Genomic DNA, 17,540 nt, shown 5'->3' on the forward strand with positions numbered 1-17,540 from the left:
AAAAAGCTCTTGAGCTATAATTGCACTGCATGTGCCAAACAATTACAACACTAATTTGTCAATTCAATTACCAATAAAAATGCCTTACTTTGTAAGTTCAATACCGTTTCAAAATTCCATGCAAGTACCAGCCGGCGATTTACTTAAAAAAATTAATTCACCTTCTGATTTAAAGCAATTTAGCGAAGATGATTTAGAGCAGATCAGTCAGGAATTGCGCCAATATATAATTGACGTGGTATCTGTTAACGGCGGGCATTTTGGCGCCAGCTTAGGTGTAGTTGAACTTACAACAGCCTTGCATTATGTTTTAAACACACCATACGATCAATTAGTATGGGACGTTGGCCACCAGGCTTACGGACATAAAATACTAACCGGTCGTCGTGATAACTTTCACACAAACCGCATTTACGGCGGCTTAAGCGGTTTTCCTAAACGTTCAGAAAGCGAATACGATACCTTTGGCGTAGGTCACTCATCAACATCTATCTCGGCAGCGTTGGGCATGGCTGTGGCATCGCATTATAAAGGCGAAACCGACCGTCAGCATGTTGCAGTAATTGGCGATGGTGCAATGACTGCAGGTATGGCTTTTGAGGCATTGAACCATGCCGGTATAGCTAACAGCAACCTCTTGGTTATTCTTAACGACAATAACATGTCCATCGATCCAAACGTTGGAGCGTTAAAAGAATACCTTGCTGATATTACTACATCCAAACCCTACAACAGCTTCCGTGCTGATATTGGTTATGTACTTTCAAAACTTTCGGCCATTGGCCCGGATGCATTAAAATATGCCAAAAAGATAGAGAAAAGCATTAAAGGAACCTTACTTAAGCAAAGCAACCTGTTTGAGGCTTTACGCTTTAGGTACTTTGGCCCTATCGACGGGCATGATGTAAAGCATTTGGTAAAAGTATTGCGTGACTTACGCGATATTCCCGGACCTAAATTGCTGCACTGTGTTACTGTTAAGGGTAAAGGCTACGCCCTTGCCGAAAAAGACCAGACCAAGTGGCATGCCCCGGGCTTGTTTGACAAGATTACTGGCGAAATTAAAAAGACTTACTATGAAAAACCCCAGCCTCCTAAGTATCAGGATGTGTTTGGGCATACCATAATTGAGCTGGCCGAGCAAAACCCTAAAATTATGGGTATTACACCGGCTATGCCCTCAGGCTGTTCATTAAATTTAATGATGAAAGCCATGCCCGACCGTGCTTTTGACGTTGGTATTGCCGAACAGCATGCCGTTACATTTTCGGCTGGTTTGGCCTCACAGGGCATGGTGCCGTTTTGTAACATCTATTCGAGCTTTATGCAACGGGCTTTTGACCAGGTAGTACATGATGTTGCCATACAAAAGCTTAACGTGGTGTTGTGCCTTGATCGTGCCGGTTTTGCCGGTGCCGATGGCCCTACTCACCACGGTGCTTATGATTTGGCTTATATGCGCTGCATACCCAACCTAACGGTATCAGCCCCTATGAATGAGGAAGAACTACGCAATCTGATGTTTACCGCACAGCAGGAAAATGCCGGTCCGTTTGTAATACGTTACCCGCGTGGTAATGGTGTTATGGTTGATTGGCAACGCCCAATGAAAGCTATACCTATTGGTAAAGGCCGTAAAATTTGTGATGGCGAAGAAGTTGCTATTCTTTCAATAGGTGCCATAGGCAACGAGGTAGTTAAAGCCACTGCCGAATTGAACAACGAGGGTTACTACCCTGCCCACTACGACCTACGCTTTGTAAAACCTTTAGATGAAGCTATGCTGCATGAGGTATTTACCAAATACAGTAAAGTAATTACTGTTGAAGATGGTTGCCTTGACGGTGGCGCAGGCAGCGCGGTATTAGAGTTTATGGCCAATAACAAGTATAAGGCCGAAGTTATACGCTTAGGTGTACCTGATGCCGTTATAGAGCATGGTGAACAGCCAGAGCTTTGGGCTGAATGTGGTTTTGACGCGGCCGGAATAATGCGTACTGTAAAAAGCATCGGCATTAATCAAAACAGGCATATTATAGCTTCCTAAGCTTTTCTTTATAAACGATTTTAAGAAGTAACCTTAATTAACTATGGATACATTGCGAGGTTCTTCTATTAGGATTTCTATTGATAACGCTTCCAGCCCGAAAAATAAGCACCTTTCAGGAACTGTTATATATGAGCGCCACGGAAATAAACTCATTGTAAAACTATCTGAAACCTTGCAAAGTGGTGAAATGAGGAGCGACATGATGCTGCTTACACCGCAATTTAAAAAGGAACGCTTCGTTTTCGATACTCCCAAAACGGAGATTATGATCAACGGCACACTAATCAGCGAAGATGATGAGCATCAGCAGCCGGGCATAAGCGGTATTTTGAGTTTAAATTAACTCCTGCTTTTCAAAAATTGGGCTACAAGATCAACCATCATTTTGCCACTAACCTGATTCAGGTGTATGGTATCGGTAGTTACCTGCAGGCCGTTTAATCCTGCATAACTTTCCCAATCTTGTTTAAGCACTCTGGTACGAAAATGCATATTTACTTTAAGCCGCCAACCAAACGGACGGTATACAACCGACTTTGCTACAGGATTTGCCTCAAGATAGGTCGTTATAGCTTCGTTTAACGGCAGGTAGTGCAATGCATACTTTTGCACCAGCCGCTTAATTTTTTCATTATAATTACTTACCACTTTGTTGGCGCTATCCATTAAATCTTCGCCTATAACAGGTAATGATGTTAGCGCAATACTTGCGGTTGTTTCCTGCAATAACGTTACTATAATTTGCTCCAGATTATCAACATACCAAGCCATATCAGGCTCGCGAGGTAGAGCTGCGTTTCTTTTATAAAGCCTTGTGTTACCTTCAGATAGTGTTGCCAAAACATCGTTAGTGCCAACAAGTATTACTATAAAGTTTGGCTGAAGCGTAACAAGCTTATCAATCCGTTTTAGATTATTGTAAGCCAACTCACCGTTTACCCCAAAGTTGTAAAACTCATAATCAGGTAAAAGCTCCTGCTGTAAATCGGCTACCCAGTTATAACTATCCGTTCCCTGTGTTATGCTGTCGCCCAAACAGGCTACTTTTATGCTCGACATAAGTTAAATCTACCGCTGTTTGTGCTTAACAACGGTTTGCCCAAAGCGCTGTGTATCGGGTTTAAGGTTTAATTCATTCATGCGGTCGGTATCAACGTCAATAACAACGCCACGCTCCTGCAGTCCTTTACCGCTAAACTCCACCTCTACGCCCAAATTCAAAAAAGCCTGGCGTATCACATCACGCAAGGTTTCACCTTGCAAAACAGCGTTTAAATCCTCAACCAAAAATTGCGTTTGCTCCCCTTTTACTATACGGGCTACAAAATCGGTTATCTCTTCAACTGTTACCATCTTCTAAAAAAAAATAATCCTTTACACCTGCAAGGCATAAAGGATCACTTAAGCTATTTAGTTATCTTATTTCTTACCCTTTATTAATTTAAGGAGGTATTGCCCATAACCACTCTTGGTAAGCGGCTTGGCAACTTCGGCAAGCTGTTCAGCATCAATAAAGCCCATACGAAAAGCTATTTCTTCAATACAGGCAATCTTAATGCCCTGGCGTTCCTCAATCACTTGTACAAACTGTCCGGCTTGCATAAGTGATGCAAAAGTGCCGGTATCTAACCAAGCTGTACCCCTGCTCAAAATACCAACCTTTAATTTTCCGCGCTTAAGGTATTCCTTGTTAACGTCGGTAATTTCATATTCTCCACGCGGTGATGGTGCTATATTTTTGGCTATCTCCACCACATCATTATCATAAAAATATAAACCAGGTACGGCAAAGTCAGATTTCGGCTCAGTTGGCTTTTCTTCTAAAGATATTGCGTTATTATTTTCATCAAACTCAACTACACCGTAACGTTCAGGATCGGCAACCTGGTAGGCAAACACCATACCTCCTTCAGGGTCGCTGCTGGTTTGCAGTAGTTTTGAAAGACCGTCGCCGTAAAAAATATTGTCACCAAGTACCAAAGCAACCTTGTCAGTTCCTATAAAATCGGCACCTATTACAAAAGCTTGCGCAAGTCCGTTTGGCTCGGGCTGTACCGCATATTCAAAGCGGCAGCCAATACGTGAGCCATCACCCAGCAAGCGCTGAAACTGAGGCATATCATGCGGAGTGGAGATAATCAATATTTCCTTAATCCCGGCCAGCATAAGCACCGACAGCGGATAATAAATCATTGGCTTATCGTAAACCGGCATCAACTGCTTGCTTACAGCCAGTGTAAGCGGATGCAGACGGGTACCGGAACCTCCGGCAAGTATAATTCCTTTCACAGTTAGAGTTTTGTATGTTTTATACGCCTAATATATGAAAAGGTTTACACACCTGCTACCTTATCTTCAAGCTCCTGGTACCACTCCGAGCCATACTTACGAATCAGTGGTTCTTTCAAAAACTCGTGAACGTGAACTTTAAGTTCTGAACCAAAGCTGCACGCCGGGCTGCATATATTCCAGCGGTCATAGTGCAGCACATCAAACTCCGGATAATTGGTTATACGTATAGGGTATAAATGACATGATATAGGTTTACGCCAATCAACCTGGCCTTCTTCCCATGCCTTCTCAATAGCACACTTGGTAATTCCGTTTTCCCAGGTTACGTAAGCGCACTCCTTGTTTGTATCAACGCATGGGGTAGTATAATCGCCTTCAAAATCGGTTACATGTGTGCCTTGTTCTTCAACTGCCTGTATGCCCTTGGCTGTCATGTAGGGCTTTACTTTCGGATAGATATCGCGGAGTATATCTAACTCATTAGCGGCAAGCGGAGCGCCCGAATCTCCCTCAATACAACAGGCTCCTTTGCACTTATTAAGGTTGCAAACAAAGTTTTCGTTAACTACATCTTCGTGCACCAGGGTGCTTCCAACTTCAATCATTTTTGTTTTACTTCTTTATAGGATTTAAAGGGTATTTAAGTCCTTTAGCGGCTGTAAGGTCCATGGTTACACTACCTACAACCAATTCAACGTGTGCTTTAACGGGTATCCGGTTACCATCGTCGGTAACCCAAAGATACAATTTACTGTTCTTTCGAAATATGCGGCCGGGTATTATAGTAGGATTAAACTTTAAACAGCTAAACTTGCCTAATGAGCAATCAACTGTTTCCTTACCGAGGTAAGTAATGGTCATGGCCTGCACTGCATTATCTAAAAAATATTTCAGCTGGAAGGTCTCTCCTACCTTTAGTTTCGACACATCTAAACAACGCGCAAAATAATAGGCTGATGGAAAATCAAAAACCTGCCCGCTAAATGGGTAAGTACCGCTATTGGCCGTTATTTTCCCATTTTGATGGTCAAATACCACCTTATCCTGGTGCTTATATTTTGCCTCGTGCCTGTCTTCGGTATAGTAGTAAGGCAAAAGGGTGCTACGGTCAATGTAGGTTTCGTACCGGTTGCGTACCTTATAAAAAACATCAAAAGTTCCGGCAGTTTTACCGTCGGCTATAATATGCCAAGCTGGCTTGCCCCCTTCAAATTTCGTATCTGTTTCGGCAACTCGTAAATGAGCTTCAGCACCAGTGAACCAGCCGTACTTCAACTTGTAGCTAAGTTCTTCACCGGCCTTAAAGGCCGGTTCGGGCAACTTTGGTAACTGGGCATATACACTAAAAGTAAAAGCAATTAAAATTGGTGTAATAAGCAACAATAACCGCAACTTACTTAATGCAAGTGGTTGACCACCCGTACTCGTTTGTTTATATGTAGTATAACCTGTCATTTCATAAAAAATAAGAATACCTCACATTTATGACACTTATGCAGGGCGGTGGTTTAATGTTAACAAATGTGCCGCTGCTTGTATTAAACAGCAGAACGCAACCGGCATTTAGTCCTTACGTTTATAAATAGGCACTGTTGAACAAGGCTCACCAAACATTAAACTCTTGGCTACCGGAGTAAGCCGTTTTGTTAACTCAACATACGCCGATGTTGGAACGGGTATATCACCGCATCCTTTTAATACAATGCGCTGATCACGGTATTGTTCAAAGTCAACCTTGCTTATTTGCTTCTCAAACAGTACGGTTTCAAGTACGTCCATATCGCCAAATACAACTTCTTTAGCATATGGAGCCATGCGATTGGCCAGTAGCATGTATGCCCAGGCAGGTACAATAGCATCGGCAGTGCAGGTTATACCTACATTTTTGCCTGTATACTGTGACCAATCATGCCCTTTAACAAACTCTCTGAAATCCTTTTCTTTCAAAATTAGTTCCATAAAGAGATTACCTTTTATGTCATAGATTACACGTTCGCCTTCGGGGTAAAAGTCAGCAGGATCGAGTGTAACCAATCCGCTTTGTGCTACCTTGTTTATAAAGTTCTCCTGAATTTCCATAACTCCTTTAAATAAAAAATCCGGAAACAGCTACGCGCCATTTCCGGATATAAAATTAATTCAATTTTTGTTATAAGAACTTATAACGGTAATCTTTTACATTGGCCTTATCTTTCAAAGCTTCAATTAAGCGGCCGGTAGCCTGCTGAGTGATTGCTTGTGAAAGCTGTTGTTTCTCACGAACGGTATTGGTAAGCGCAGGTGGATTCTGGAAACTGTTAAGCGATACCACATAAACACCATGTGAACCATCAATAGGTTTTGAAATTTTGTTAGGCTGCATACCAAACACAGTACCAATAACTTTATACTCTAATGATAAGCCAGGAATTACCGGGTTAGCAAAAACTATGTTTTCAACAGGAACTGCTTTGGCTCCGGCTTTTTGAGCAACCTGCGCAATGTTTGAAGCACCATTTAAAGCTGATGACAATTTGCTACTTAGTTGCTTAGCTTTAACCTGAAGTAAAACCTCTGGTTTAATTTGATCTTTAACATCAGCTAATGATAAAGTGCCTTCTTCTTTAACTTTAGTTAAGTGAGCAACTACATACTGATCGCCCAGGGTATAAACCTGGTCAACAAGATCGCCTTTTTCGGCTTTGTTAAACGCCCATTTCACTAATTCACGTGCGTTATCCAATCCCGGAAGCGCTGATGCTGTACCGGTAACATCATCGGCATTACGTACGGCAAAACCTTGCTTTTTAGCTTCAGCACCAAAATTATCTTTTGACACGCTACCTAAAAATGCCTGAGCTTTGCTGTAAGCGCCTGATTGTGTTTTGTTGCTGGCAACTAATGGTTTATCAACTGTAGCCACCTTAACAACTTTTGATGAACCTTTTTGGCTTAACACATTAATTAAGTGAACGCCAAATTGTGATTCAACAATTTTTAAATCACCAGCCTTGCCGTTAAACGCTGCTTCCTCAAATGATGGAACCATTGCGCCACGACCAAAGGTGCCTAAGTCGCCACCTTTTTCGCCAGACTGTTTATCTTCTGAAAAGTTTTTAGCCAGTTCGGCAAACGGACGGCCACCTTCAATTAATTTCTTTAATGAATCGGCATTTGCACGTGCTTTATCAATACCACCGGCGGTAGCTGCACTAATTAATATGTGACGTGCACTAACCGAGTCAGGACCAACGCGGCTATCAACCAGCTTAGCAATCCTATAGCTGCCGTTGGCAACATATGGGCCGTAAACAAAACCTGGCGCTGCAGTAAACATAACAGAATCAAGCTGAGGCTCTAACTGTCCCTTACGCTGGTAAGCCAAAGGTGCTTTATCCTCTGAGTTTACCTGTACAAATAACGAATCATTTGTGCTTGCTTTAAATTCAGGGATTAATTTTTCAACCTGAGTTTTGATAGCAGCAGTATCTTCTTTTGAAGGTGATGCATTAAAGCTTACATACTCAAAGCTACGAAGCTCCTGAGTGTTTTTAAACTGACCTTTATGCTCATCGTAATAAGCCTGGTAGTCGTTATCTGTAATATTTACTTTATTGTCAGCAAGGCTGCTGTAAGGCAATTCTACATAAGTAAACTTAGCCAGTTTGTTTTTAGCCTCGTAGCTATCTTGTGCCTCAAGCGAGTTAACGTACAAGCCGTTACTTACAAGTGAAAAATACTTTTCGCTTCTTTTACCTTCAATTAATGAAGCAACAAGGGCATTCCATTGCTGTATCATCGGATCGTTTGGTTTAGCACTCTGCATCTGGCTTAAAAAGTTATTCAACGCCTGACGGTTCAGCTGACCTGTTTTTTGATCGGTAAAGTACTGGGCAATTTGAGGGCTTACGTTGTTACCGCTAACCATTGACTTGGTCTCATCGGTACCTACAACTATGGCAAGTTTCTCAAGTTCCTTTTTCAGGATGATTTGGCCAACTGCCTGGTTCCAGGAATTCTCCTGAACGTAATCGGTAATTTGCGGAGTGATGCTGGATTGACCAGATTGCTGCATAAACATTTCGGTGTTTTGCTTCACCTTGTCCATGTACTGCTCGTAGGCAATTTTTTCGCCGGCAACCTCGCCTAATGTATTGCGGTCGCCACTCATAAACGAGCGTCCGTATGTAATTACTTCACCTGCAATAAAGGCAAAAAGCGCAACGCCAATGATCACGACCAAAATCGTGCCCATACGCTCGCGCAAAAAACTCATGATACCCATATAACCTATAAAAAATAAATTTTACTTCTTTTAAAAGAGGGCGCAAGATACAATTTTTACTAAAAAATTGCGAAACAAAAATTACTGCCCAAAGTTTTGATTGACTGGAATTTGACCGGTGGTATTCTTGATGGTCCAGGGGTACATACTTTCGTTGGTATTTGCACCCGTTCCGTATAGTATTGTACCATCGGCAAAACTTAATTGAACGGGTTTGTTAGAGTAAATTGTTTTTTTACCCATATCCCAAAAAAGCTCGTCAGATTTAAAAGTTTCGCCTTGTGCATTTTTGGCTACCACATTTCTGCGCAGCTCAATTATATTTTCATTTTCACGCCGTATGCCATACTCAGCCGTAATTTCGCCATCCTGTTTACGGTTTGCATCGTAAGAAGTGATCTTAACTCCCTTAGGCATTTCCTGATAATGCTTTTCGTTATACTCAAGCATTAACGGGCTTGTTAAATGAAACTTTACTTTGCTCGAATCGCTCGTTATAATATCAAGGCCGGTAGTAGTGCTTACAGGTTTGCTAACCTCCTGCGCCGAAATTTTCTGAATGGCTTTCAGGTCGTTTTCACAAGAGCTAAACAATACTACCGCGGTTAAGGCAAACAGCATGCAGCTCCTTAGCAAAGGACTGGTATTAATCAAACTTGTATTTACGGAACCAGATGTCATTAAGCGTGAAGCCTATGTGAATATTGAAGAAGTTTTCTTTAATCAGATTGTTTGTTAAAGTACCACGCTGACCATATTCGGCAGCGATGTTTATTTTATAAAACGTACCACCATTTGGTGCTAAAGGCAAACCTAAACCAAACGTTCCGGCGTACTGATTAATATTTGTATTAGCAACGTTGATATAGGTTTTATCGTATCTGAAACCTAAACGATAATCAATTAAAGCAAAATAATTATGTAATGCATTTCCGTTAGGCGTAAACTGACCGCCAACGTTTAGGGTTTGGCTATTACGCAACACTTCGCTACTGTTTGGTATGCTTAGTTTTGACCAGTTGCCAATGCTATAATCAGCACCAATTAAAAACTTTCCATCTTTTTGGAATGATATACCAAAGTGATGCATTAAAGGCAACTTAATTTTACCATCATTAAGCACCTGGTTTGAAAGTGTATCAAGCGCTGCAGACTCATCACCCTGCGCTGATGTTTTATACTGGCTTACTATGTTCGTTACCTTTGAGTTTAACGTACTTGATGCCGAACCTGAGTAACCAAAAACAAGATGTTGCTCGCGCTCATCGCCAAAATCAAAGTTAACTTGTGTACCGTAATCAAAGTTTACGCCGCCTATGCTGTTGCTACGTTCGCTACGTGAGTTAAGATTGTTGCCAATAGAAGGTATTTCGGTTGAACGGAACTTGCGCAGGTTACCAAAAATGTAAGAAACGTTACCGCCAAAAGATATGTGCCTGCCAATGCCAAACCCATAACCGGCGTAAGCTTTTGATAGGCCTCCATCGCCACTGTATATGTAATTAACGGCACTAGTATCGGCCGGACTGCCGGTACCGAAGTTGGGTATGCTTTGGCGATAATTGTAACCCAGCTCAGAATATGGTACCAAACCAAAACTCAAAGCCGAGCGCTTGCTCACCGGCGCAGCAAAATTAAAGTGACTAAGCCTGAAGTTACCGTTCCGTTGGCTGCTAACAGCGTTTTGTTTAAGTGTTGAAAAACTACCTAAAACACCAATATCAATTGTTGTAAGATTGATAGAACCGTAAGACGCAGGATTTTGCAGATTGATGGTATTGTAGCCATTAATTTTATTTATAGCGGTTGATATACCACCCATAGCACGGGTTTGCGGCAGCAGGCCGGTATTAATATCACCCAGGCCAAACTGTGAGTATGGCGAACTGGTGGTGGCGGTTGACTGCGCCATTGCACCCAGGGCAACTGTGGTAAATAAAAAAGTAAAACCTGCTCTTATATGCTTAATCATTATGCTCTTGTATAGCTGCGTTCAATCCTTTGAGAACCAGGTACGGTTCAGTTTTAATATAGCCGGCAAAGATGCTGTTTTTTAGTACAGTATCCAAAAAAACACTATCGCCGCCTGTTAGTATAATATTGAGGCTTTCTGCCTGCTTGCTGTAGCTTTGTATAAACCCCAGCACTTCGTATAAAATGCCGTTTTGCACACCCGAACGTATGGCCGTTACGGTATCATCGCCATAAAATTTATCAAACCCGGCATCAGCTTCAACCTGTGGCAAAACGGATGTATAGTGTTGCAATGCTTTAAACCGCATTTGTAAACCTGGTGATATGCTCCCACCATAGTAATTACCGGCGGCATCTATACCATCATAGGTTATGCAGGTTCCGGCATCTATAACCAGGCAATCACTACCGGGGTAGAGGCTTTTTGCACCTAAAACTGCTGCCAGCCTATCGGCTCCCAATGTTTGTGGTGTGCGGTAATGGTTATGTATGCCATAAGCCATCTCGCGGTTAAAATACGTCACCTTGCAGCGTTGCTCTAAATAGCCAACCCAAGGCTCAACTTCCTTTTTTACAGTTGATATAATGGCACTGGTGATGTAGTAGTTAATAAAGAGATGACCAAGATCATCATCCATAACTACCGGGTAATGCCCCGCTCCTACTAATTCCTCACCGTCAAAAACAGCAATTTTGGTAAGCGTGTTACCAATATCGATTACCAGTTGGGCCATTTAGGCTTTAACCAGGCTCAGTATTGATTCAAAAATTGCCAGGCCGTCTTCATTAGCCAACAATGTATCGGCAGCACGCTCAGGGTGAGGCATCATACCAAATACGTTGCGGTTTAGGTTACATACACCCGCAATGTTCTCTAATGATCCGTTAGGGTTGGCTTCGTCGGTTATATTACCGGCCTCGTCGCTATAACGGAATAAAATCTGGTCGTTATCTTTTAATGATTGTAAGGTATCGGCATCAGCAAAGTAATTACCCTCACCGTGGGCAATAGGAATTTTAAGCGCTTTTTGCTCGTCAATTTGTGACGTAATAAGTGAATTTTTAGTTTGCGATACCAGGAAGGTATTACGGCAAATAAATTTGCGCTGTTTATTATGTAATAATGCCCCCGGTACTAAACCTGCTTCGGCCAGTATTTGGAAACCATTACAAATGCCCATTACGTAACCACCTTTAGCAGCGAATTGAATAACCTCCTGCATAATAGGCGAAAACCGGGCAATAGCGCCAGAACGCAGGTAATCACCAAAAGAGAAACCGCCCGGAAGAATTACCATGTCAACGCCTTGTAGATCATGGTCTTTGTGCCATAGGCGAACCACCTGCTGACCCATAACTTTTTCCAAAACGTAGATGATATCTTCGTCGCAATTTGAGCCGGGGAATATAACTACACCAAATTTCATGCTACAAAGCTAATATAACCGCTTGAACATGAACGAATGTAAAAGTTAAAAAGTGTTAAACTGGAAGTAAATTATACTGGTAATCAGTAAAAAAAACAGCGTTTCATACATCCAGCGCTTGCTTGCGTACAAAAAATAATAGGCAAAAAATATTGCAGCGGGTACCACGCATAGTATAAAATGGCTTAACCCAAACATTGGCCGCACGTAATATGATACCGATGCAATAAGTACCATGAAGAAAAACAGCTGAAACGCTTTGCGTATAAGCACGTAACTTTTAAAGAAGTTTTCCTGCAGTTTGAGGGTTCCTAAAACAAATATGGCTATAACCGGAATAAGCGACAGGAAGTCGTACTTATCTAAAACCTGCGGCCCCGCAAACTTGGCACCCAAGGGTAGCCATATTCTATACAGGTAAGGCAACTTATCGGTAAGGTAATATACGACGCCAATAAAGAAAAAGATGGTAAGGTAACCTATTAGCGTAGCCGCCCATTCGCGCCAATCAAACGGACGAAAAATGATCAAACCTATCCACACCACGGCCAAAAAGTAGGTAAACGGAAAATATAATAGCGAACCTACTGCCACCAGCATACCCAGGTCATAAGCCAGAGCTTTTGAGTCGTCAGTTTTGTAAAGCTCAAACAGCTTAAACAACATCCAAATGATTACAAAATTGCACAATAAAGGTGCACTTAAAACCAAAAATGGTGTAAAAAGACCCGATAGTACTACGTACATTAAAGCAGGTAAAAAGCTGGGCCGCCCTAAAAGATTGTAGGCGTTAATTAAATAATTAATTAATATAGCCTGTATAAGCACAACCAGTGCCGCACCCCAAATGCTTAAGTAAGCGGGCAGGGTTTTAACAATTGCTAACGGAAGTAGTGCTCTAAAAAAAGGCTCGGCTAATTGTAATGGGTATTCGTCCGGAACGGCATCACCAAATAGCAGATAAGCTCCCCGCAAAATAATTAGCAGTAATGCCAGCCACAAAATATTAAGCGGATTAAACCTCCTGAAAATATCAATCATGCACGCCTGAATTTCAACAGGCAATATTATCAAAAATATTTAAGCTAAAACAGCCTGCGGACGCGTATATTTCTTAACCATGTCCTCAACAATTTGTGCAGTTTCATCAGGAAAATCAACCTTAATTTGATTACTGCTTTGGATCCAGTTTTTTATGTGGGGTATGGCATGGCTGTTAATACTTGCAATTACAGGTACCCCAAGTTTTGATGCTGCCAGTGCGTTACAGCGTTGCTCATACTGACCGCTCATAGGCACCATCATCACCTTTTTTTGCAGGAAGAGCGCCTCGGCAGGTCCTTCAAAACCGCCGCCGGTAAGCAAACCCTCACAACTGGCCATGCTTTGATTAAACTTTAAATTATCAATTGGGCAAATATGTATGTTACCGGTTTGGTAAGGCTTTTTTTGTCGTTTAGAAAATATATGCCACTCCACTTCGCTTACCTGACTTAACATTTTTACCAGCGTTTTATCATCATATGCAGGCAAATAAACGGTGTAATGACCTTTATTGCAAGGCTCCAGCTGGCGTATTTCACTCCGAATAACAGGGGTGTGAATGAAAGAATCGTATCTATCGAAATGAAAACCTATGTGGTGTGTGGTAGGCGAATAATATTTGAACAGCCATTCGGCATAATTCCAGCGGGCCGGGCGGGGAGTATTAGGCGAAATAAATGAACACTGGTGGCTTAACGACACTGATGGTATACCTTGCAAACGGCAGGCCCAGGCACTTACAGGTTCAAAATCATTTATAATGAGGTCATATTGTTTAAGCGGTAGGTTATGAATATCGCGGTATAACTGCCACAGGTTCATGCGCTTATACGTTTCCCATTTATCAACGCCACCCTTTTTACCAAACACAAAGCTAAAGCCGTGAAACTGATGTTTCAGCGGTTGTGATAATGACACTTCGGCCTCAGTGCCGCTTACAATCAAATCTAATTCGCCATACTGCTGTAATAAAGGCACAATTTCACGCGCACGACTAATGTGTCCATTTCCTGTACCTTGTATGCCAAAAAGTATTTTCATTATAACTTAAAGCAGATGCCGCTTTAGCAAATATAAACGGGTTTTGCATTAAAGCGTTTGCAATAGTATAAACTTACTTTTAACAAACCATAACTTATATGTTAATCATTTGTACGGCGATGCAGTAGCCAGTACCAACCCAGGTTAAAGGCAATAACCGCATGATTAAAAATAGTAGGCAATAACCCGTAATGCTTGCGCATGATATCGAAGCGTTCCATCAAACTTTGGCGATGCTTCTTTTTAGACATGCCTCCTACCAGATATTTAGCCACGTAGCGATTAACATTCACTATTTTCTTCGCCTTTTTGGCGGCCTGCAGTATCCAATCAATATCAGCACTTAGCTGGTATTTAAGGTTGTAAGGTTGTACCAACGCACACTTTATGTAAATGGCTTGGTGGCTGATGCTCATGCCATACCTAAAATCTTCAAACCCAAATTGCTTTGGAGCCTTGTGGCGACGTTGGCCCAGGTTGTTCCCGGCCTCGTCCATCATTTCGGTTTCGCCATAGTAAATATCGGCATCGGGTGCCGTAGAAAAAACCTGCTCAACAGTATCAGGCGCGTAAAAAGTATCGCCCGAGTTCATAAAAATTACATAATCACCTGTAGCTAAAGCCAGACCTTTATTCATGGCATCGTAAATGCCATTGTCTTTCTCGCTTATAAGCGTGGCTATTTTGTCTTTATATCGATAGATAATCTCACGCGTGCCATCAGTAGACAAGCCATCCACAACAATGTACTCAATGTTAGTGTAAGTTTGATTAATTACCGATTGAAGTGTGCGTTCAATGTGCTGCACGTTATTGTATACAATGGTAATAACACTAAGCTTGGAGTTAAACATGCGGCCCTTCCTCCTGCGTTTTGCCAAGAACTCGGTTGTACAATTGCAGGTGCTTTTGCGCTATCACCTGTTCTGAAAACTTTTCCATTACCGTTTGCCGGGACTGTTGTTGCAGCATATTTCTATCAGGATGATGAATTACCCAATCCATCCCATCGGCAAAACTTTCAGATGAACGGTATTCGGCCAGGTAGCCGTTGTAACCGTGTTCAACCATATTGGGTATGCCGCCCGTAGTAAAAGCAACCACCGGTGTTCCGCACGACAGGCTTTCCATCACGGTATAAGGCAAATTATCTTCTAACGACGGAATCAAAAAAACATCTGCCGCGGCATAGCAATTAGCCAGCTTTTCATCATCATTTATAGTTCCTAAAAAGTTAGTCGTGAACGGAAACTCGGGTACGTTCTTCGCATCGCGGTTGCCAAACACCACCAGCTCCACGTTATCAGCTTTTGCACCTAGACGGGTTTTAAGCAGCTCGAGGCTTTCCATCAGGTAGCTGGCCCCCTTATGCAGATCTTTACGCGAAGGCATAAATCCGGTGAGGAAAATAAACTTTTCTTCAGGCAGGCCTAATTTACGTTTGGCTTCGGCTTTGTCAATCGGCCTGAAAACATCTGTTTCGAGCGTATTCGGAATTTGCACGGCAGGTTTATTGTGCATCAAACTGCTTTTCAAAACTGAATCGAGCATCCACGAACTGGGTGCTACCACATTAATGTTTAGCTGCTTGTAAGCCTCATTTTTTTGTTCCCAAATTTTGTGCGAAACATCATTAGCGTCCGGATTTTTAAGCAATGGACAATGGCCGCATTCGCGCAGAAAATGATCGCAAGTGTAACGTACGTGGCAGCCACCGGTAAAGGCATTGCTATCGTGAAAAGTCCAAACGATGGGCTTGTTAAGTTTAGCCAGCTCGGCTAAATGTGCCGGGTTTAAAAAACTGTGATTAATCCAGTGCAGGTGTATCACATCGGCTGCTTTAACATCAGGTTGGTTAATAACCGACCGCCCGAACCAGGTGAATGAAAACGGCGTACGCTTGCTGGGGTTAAGCACACGCTTAGCCAATATCCGTTCGGCAATAATTGTAGCGGCTGTATATGCCTTTTGTATAATGTTGGAGTTAAAAGTTAGTATTGATGGGTTTTTACCAAACTTGTAATGCACCACTACTTTCGAATCTATCCCCTCAGCAAGCAAAGCCCGGTTCAACCTCAAACAGGCCCGGCCGGCTCCGCCATTACCATCATACGTGTTTATGTGCACCACCTTTAACATGGCTTCAAAAATACATTTTATCAGTACTTAAAATTGATTCTCATTCATTATTTAACTCCCTCTCACCTGGAGAAGGCTGGGTGAGGTTTTTTTCTTTTATTTGCAATACAAATGAGCAACGAACTCACCGACCGCAAATTCTGGGCTAATTACTGGGAATCAAAAACAGGACTGGCTTTCCAGGTGCCTGCCAACTACACTTTTCACCAACTATTTAAAAAGTTGCTTGCCGAGAAACCTATCAAATCGGCCATTGAGCTAGGTGGCTTTCCGGGTTATTACGCCATCTTTTTAAAGAAATACTTCGGGCTGGAAACTTCGTTGTTTGATTTTTATGTACATGAGCCTATCCTGAAAGAGGTGTTGGCCGCCAACCAGCTCACCCAACAAGATGTAAAGGTTATAGAGGGCGACCTGTACAAACATGAGCCACAGGAGCAGTACGACCTAGTACTATCATGCGGATTAATTGAGCATTTTAACGATACCAAAGATATCATTGCTCGTCACCTCACCTTTTTAAAACCAGGCGGAACGCTGTTTATTACCCTACCAAACTTTACCGGGGTAAACGGCTGGGTACAGCGCACCTACGATATGGACAATTATAACAAGCACAACATCAACAGCATGAATCCCGGTTTACTAGCCAATTACTGTAAAGAGTTAGGCTTGAAAAATGTGGAGGCTTATTACTATGGCCACTTTTCTATATGGCTCGAAAACATGAAACAGCAAAGTGGTTTGACGAAAGGTTTTTTGAAGGCTTTGTGGTTTGCAGGAAAGGTGTTTACTAAGGTTATGCCTGTAGAGAGTAAGGGGTTATCGCCTTATATTGTGGTAAAAGCGGTTAGGTAGCCTATTAAACTTGTTATTTCGACCATCGGAAGAAACTTTGTTCGACTTTTCATTTATGCTTTTATTCTGTGCAGTGCCCTGTTAGTATAGGTAAAGTAGTTGCACCCAAGCCTGTGGATGTTACTTTTCTTTTATACAAAAGAAAAGTAACCAAAAGAAAACTTGCGGCTACGTTTATTTGCTACGCTAGTGCTGTACTTCAACTTGGGCTTGTACTACCCGCAAAACACTGATGCCGCGTAAGAAGGGTTATGTTAGGTCAGTGCTTTTATCTGAATTAGAATTTACGAATTTTTTAGAATTCACAGAATTATATTTTCTCTCATTAACTATTCAAAGAGCGCGGGGATTTCAGCGCACCCGGCCAGGAGCTGCCTGTGCGGGGGGCAGGGATTGCGATGAATAGGCCTTTTGGTTACTTTGTGGCTATGACAAAGTAACAGCCCCCGCG

At 42.2% G+C, this 17,540-nt stretch carries 18 protein-coding genes; 3 read left to right on the plus strand and 15 right to left on the minus strand.

The features are described from left to right. Positions 1-118: 118 nt before the first annotated feature. On the plus strand, positions 119-2,047 hold the full coding sequence (gene dxs / locus GO816_RS14785) for a 1-deoxy-D-xylulose-5-phosphate synthase (RefSeq protein ID WP_157542965.1): 1,929 nt from the start codon (positions 119-121) through the stop codon (positions 2,045-2,047). Between the two features lie 43 nt (positions 2,048-2,090). Next, positions 2,091-2,393, plus strand: a complete 303-nt coding sequence (locus GO816_RS14790; RefSeq protein ID WP_157542715.1) for a hypothetical protein — start codon at positions 2,091-2,093, stop codon at positions 2,391-2,393. On the opposite strand, the gene GO816_RS14795 is transcribed toward GO816_RS14790, so the two are convergent. The 15 genes from GO816_RS14795 to GO816_RS14865 all read right to left on the minus strand — a co-directional run bounded on the left by GO816_RS14795 (position 2,390) and on the right by GO816_RS14865 (position 16,231). Further along, positions 2,390-3,109: an SGNH/GDSL hydrolase family protein gene (locus GO816_RS14795; protein ID WP_157542716.1), complete on the minus strand. Its 720-nt coding sequence runs from the start codon at positions 3,107-3,109 to the stop codon at positions 2,390-2,392. The two genes, GO816_RS14790 and GO816_RS14795, sit on opposite strands and share 4 nt — an antisense overlap. A gap of 9 nt (positions 3,110-3,118) precedes the next feature. Continuing rightward, positions 3,119-3,403, minus strand: a complete 285-nt coding sequence (locus GO816_RS14800; RefSeq protein WP_157542717.1) for a hypothetical protein — start codon at positions 3,401-3,403, stop codon at positions 3,119-3,121. A gap of 66 nt (positions 3,404-3,469) precedes the next feature. After that, complete coding sequence (gene rfbA, locus GO816_RS14805) at positions 3,470-4,339, minus strand: glucose-1-phosphate thymidylyltransferase RfbA (protein WP_317163643.1); 870 nt, start codon at positions 4,337-4,339, stop codon at positions 3,470-3,472. Positions 4,340-4,383: 44 nt separating this feature from the next. Next, positions 4,384-4,947, minus strand: a complete 564-nt coding sequence (locus tag GO816_RS14810) for a DUF3109 family protein (RefSeq protein WP_157542718.1) — start codon at positions 4,945-4,947, stop codon at positions 4,384-4,386. A 7-nt stretch (positions 4,948-4,954) separates the two neighbouring features. Then, a complete protein-coding gene (locus GO816_RS14815) occupies positions 4,955-5,797 on the minus strand; it encodes a DUF3108 domain-containing protein (protein WP_157542719.1) in 843 nt (280 codons plus the stop codon). A gap of 108 nt (positions 5,798-5,905) precedes the next feature. Next, complete coding sequence (locus GO816_RS14820) at positions 5,906-6,421, minus strand: DUF2480 family protein (protein WP_157542720.1); 516 nt, start codon at positions 6,419-6,421, stop codon at positions 5,906-5,908. A 70-nt stretch (positions 6,422-6,491) separates the two neighbouring features. Continuing rightward, complete coding sequence (locus GO816_RS14825) at positions 6,492-8,597, minus strand: peptidylprolyl isomerase (protein WP_232336591.1); 2,106 nt, start codon at positions 8,595-8,597, stop codon at positions 6,492-6,494. 90 nt (positions 8,598-8,687) lie between these two features. After that, complete coding sequence (gene lptC / locus GO816_RS14830; RefSeq protein ID WP_198171532.1) at positions 8,688-9,227, minus strand: LPS export ABC transporter periplasmic protein LptC; 540 nt, start codon at positions 9,225-9,227, stop codon at positions 8,688-8,690. Positions 9,228-9,252: 25 nt separating this feature from the next. Next, entirely contained in the window at positions 9,253-10,578 is a 1,326-nt protein-coding gene (locus GO816_RS14835) for a hypothetical protein (protein WP_157542723.1), read from the minus strand. Then, positions 10,571-11,314, minus strand: coding sequence for a type III pantothenate kinase (locus GO816_RS14840; protein ID WP_157542724.1), 744 nt, complete (start codon positions 11,312-11,314; stop codon positions 10,571-10,573). The genes GO816_RS14835 and GO816_RS14840 overlap by 8 nt, the downstream gene beginning before the upstream one ends. Next, on the minus strand, positions 11,315-12,007 hold the full coding sequence (gene purQ, locus GO816_RS14845; RefSeq protein ID WP_157542725.1) for a phosphoribosylformylglycinamidine synthase subunit PurQ: 693 nt from the start codon (positions 12,005-12,007) through the stop codon (positions 11,315-11,317). It abuts the gene before it with no gap. 45 nt (positions 12,008-12,052) lie between these two features. Further along, entirely contained in the window at positions 12,053-13,072 is a 1,020-nt protein-coding gene (locus tag GO816_RS14850; protein ID WP_232336592.1) for a DUF6427 family protein, read from the minus strand. Positions 13,073-13,087: 15 nt separating this feature from the next. Beyond that, positions 13,088-14,092 (minus strand): glycosyltransferase family protein, encoded by a 1,005-nt coding sequence (locus GO816_RS14855; protein WP_157542727.1) that lies wholly within the window; start codon positions 14,090-14,092, stop codon positions 13,088-13,090. A 101-nt stretch (positions 14,093-14,193) separates the two neighbouring features. Beyond that, the gene (locus GO816_RS14860; protein ID WP_157542728.1) at positions 14,194-14,946 is read right to left on the minus strand and encodes a glycosyltransferase family 2 protein; all 753 of its coding nucleotides are present in this window, start codon (positions 14,944-14,946) and stop codon (positions 14,194-14,196) included. After that, complete coding sequence (locus GO816_RS14865) at positions 14,939-16,231, minus strand: glycosyltransferase family 4 protein (protein WP_157542729.1); 1,293 nt, start codon at positions 16,229-16,231, stop codon at positions 14,939-14,941. The genes GO816_RS14860 and GO816_RS14865 overlap by 8 nt, the downstream gene beginning before the upstream one ends. A 111-nt stretch (positions 16,232-16,342) precedes the next feature. Between GO816_RS14865 and GO816_RS14870 the strand changes: the two genes are divergently transcribed. Continuing rightward, positions 16,343-17,089: a class I SAM-dependent methyltransferase gene (locus GO816_RS14870; RefSeq protein WP_157542730.1), complete on the plus strand. Its 747-nt coding sequence runs from the start codon at positions 16,343-16,345 to the stop codon at positions 17,087-17,089. Positions 17,090-17,540 lie beyond the last annotated feature (451 nt).

Origin of the sequence: Mucilaginibacter aquatilis, from assembly GCF_009755275.1 — a bacterium.
Taxonomy (GTDB): Bacteria; Bacteroidota; Bacteroidia; order Sphingobacteriales; family Sphingobacteriaceae; genus Mucilaginibacter; species Mucilaginibacter aquatilis.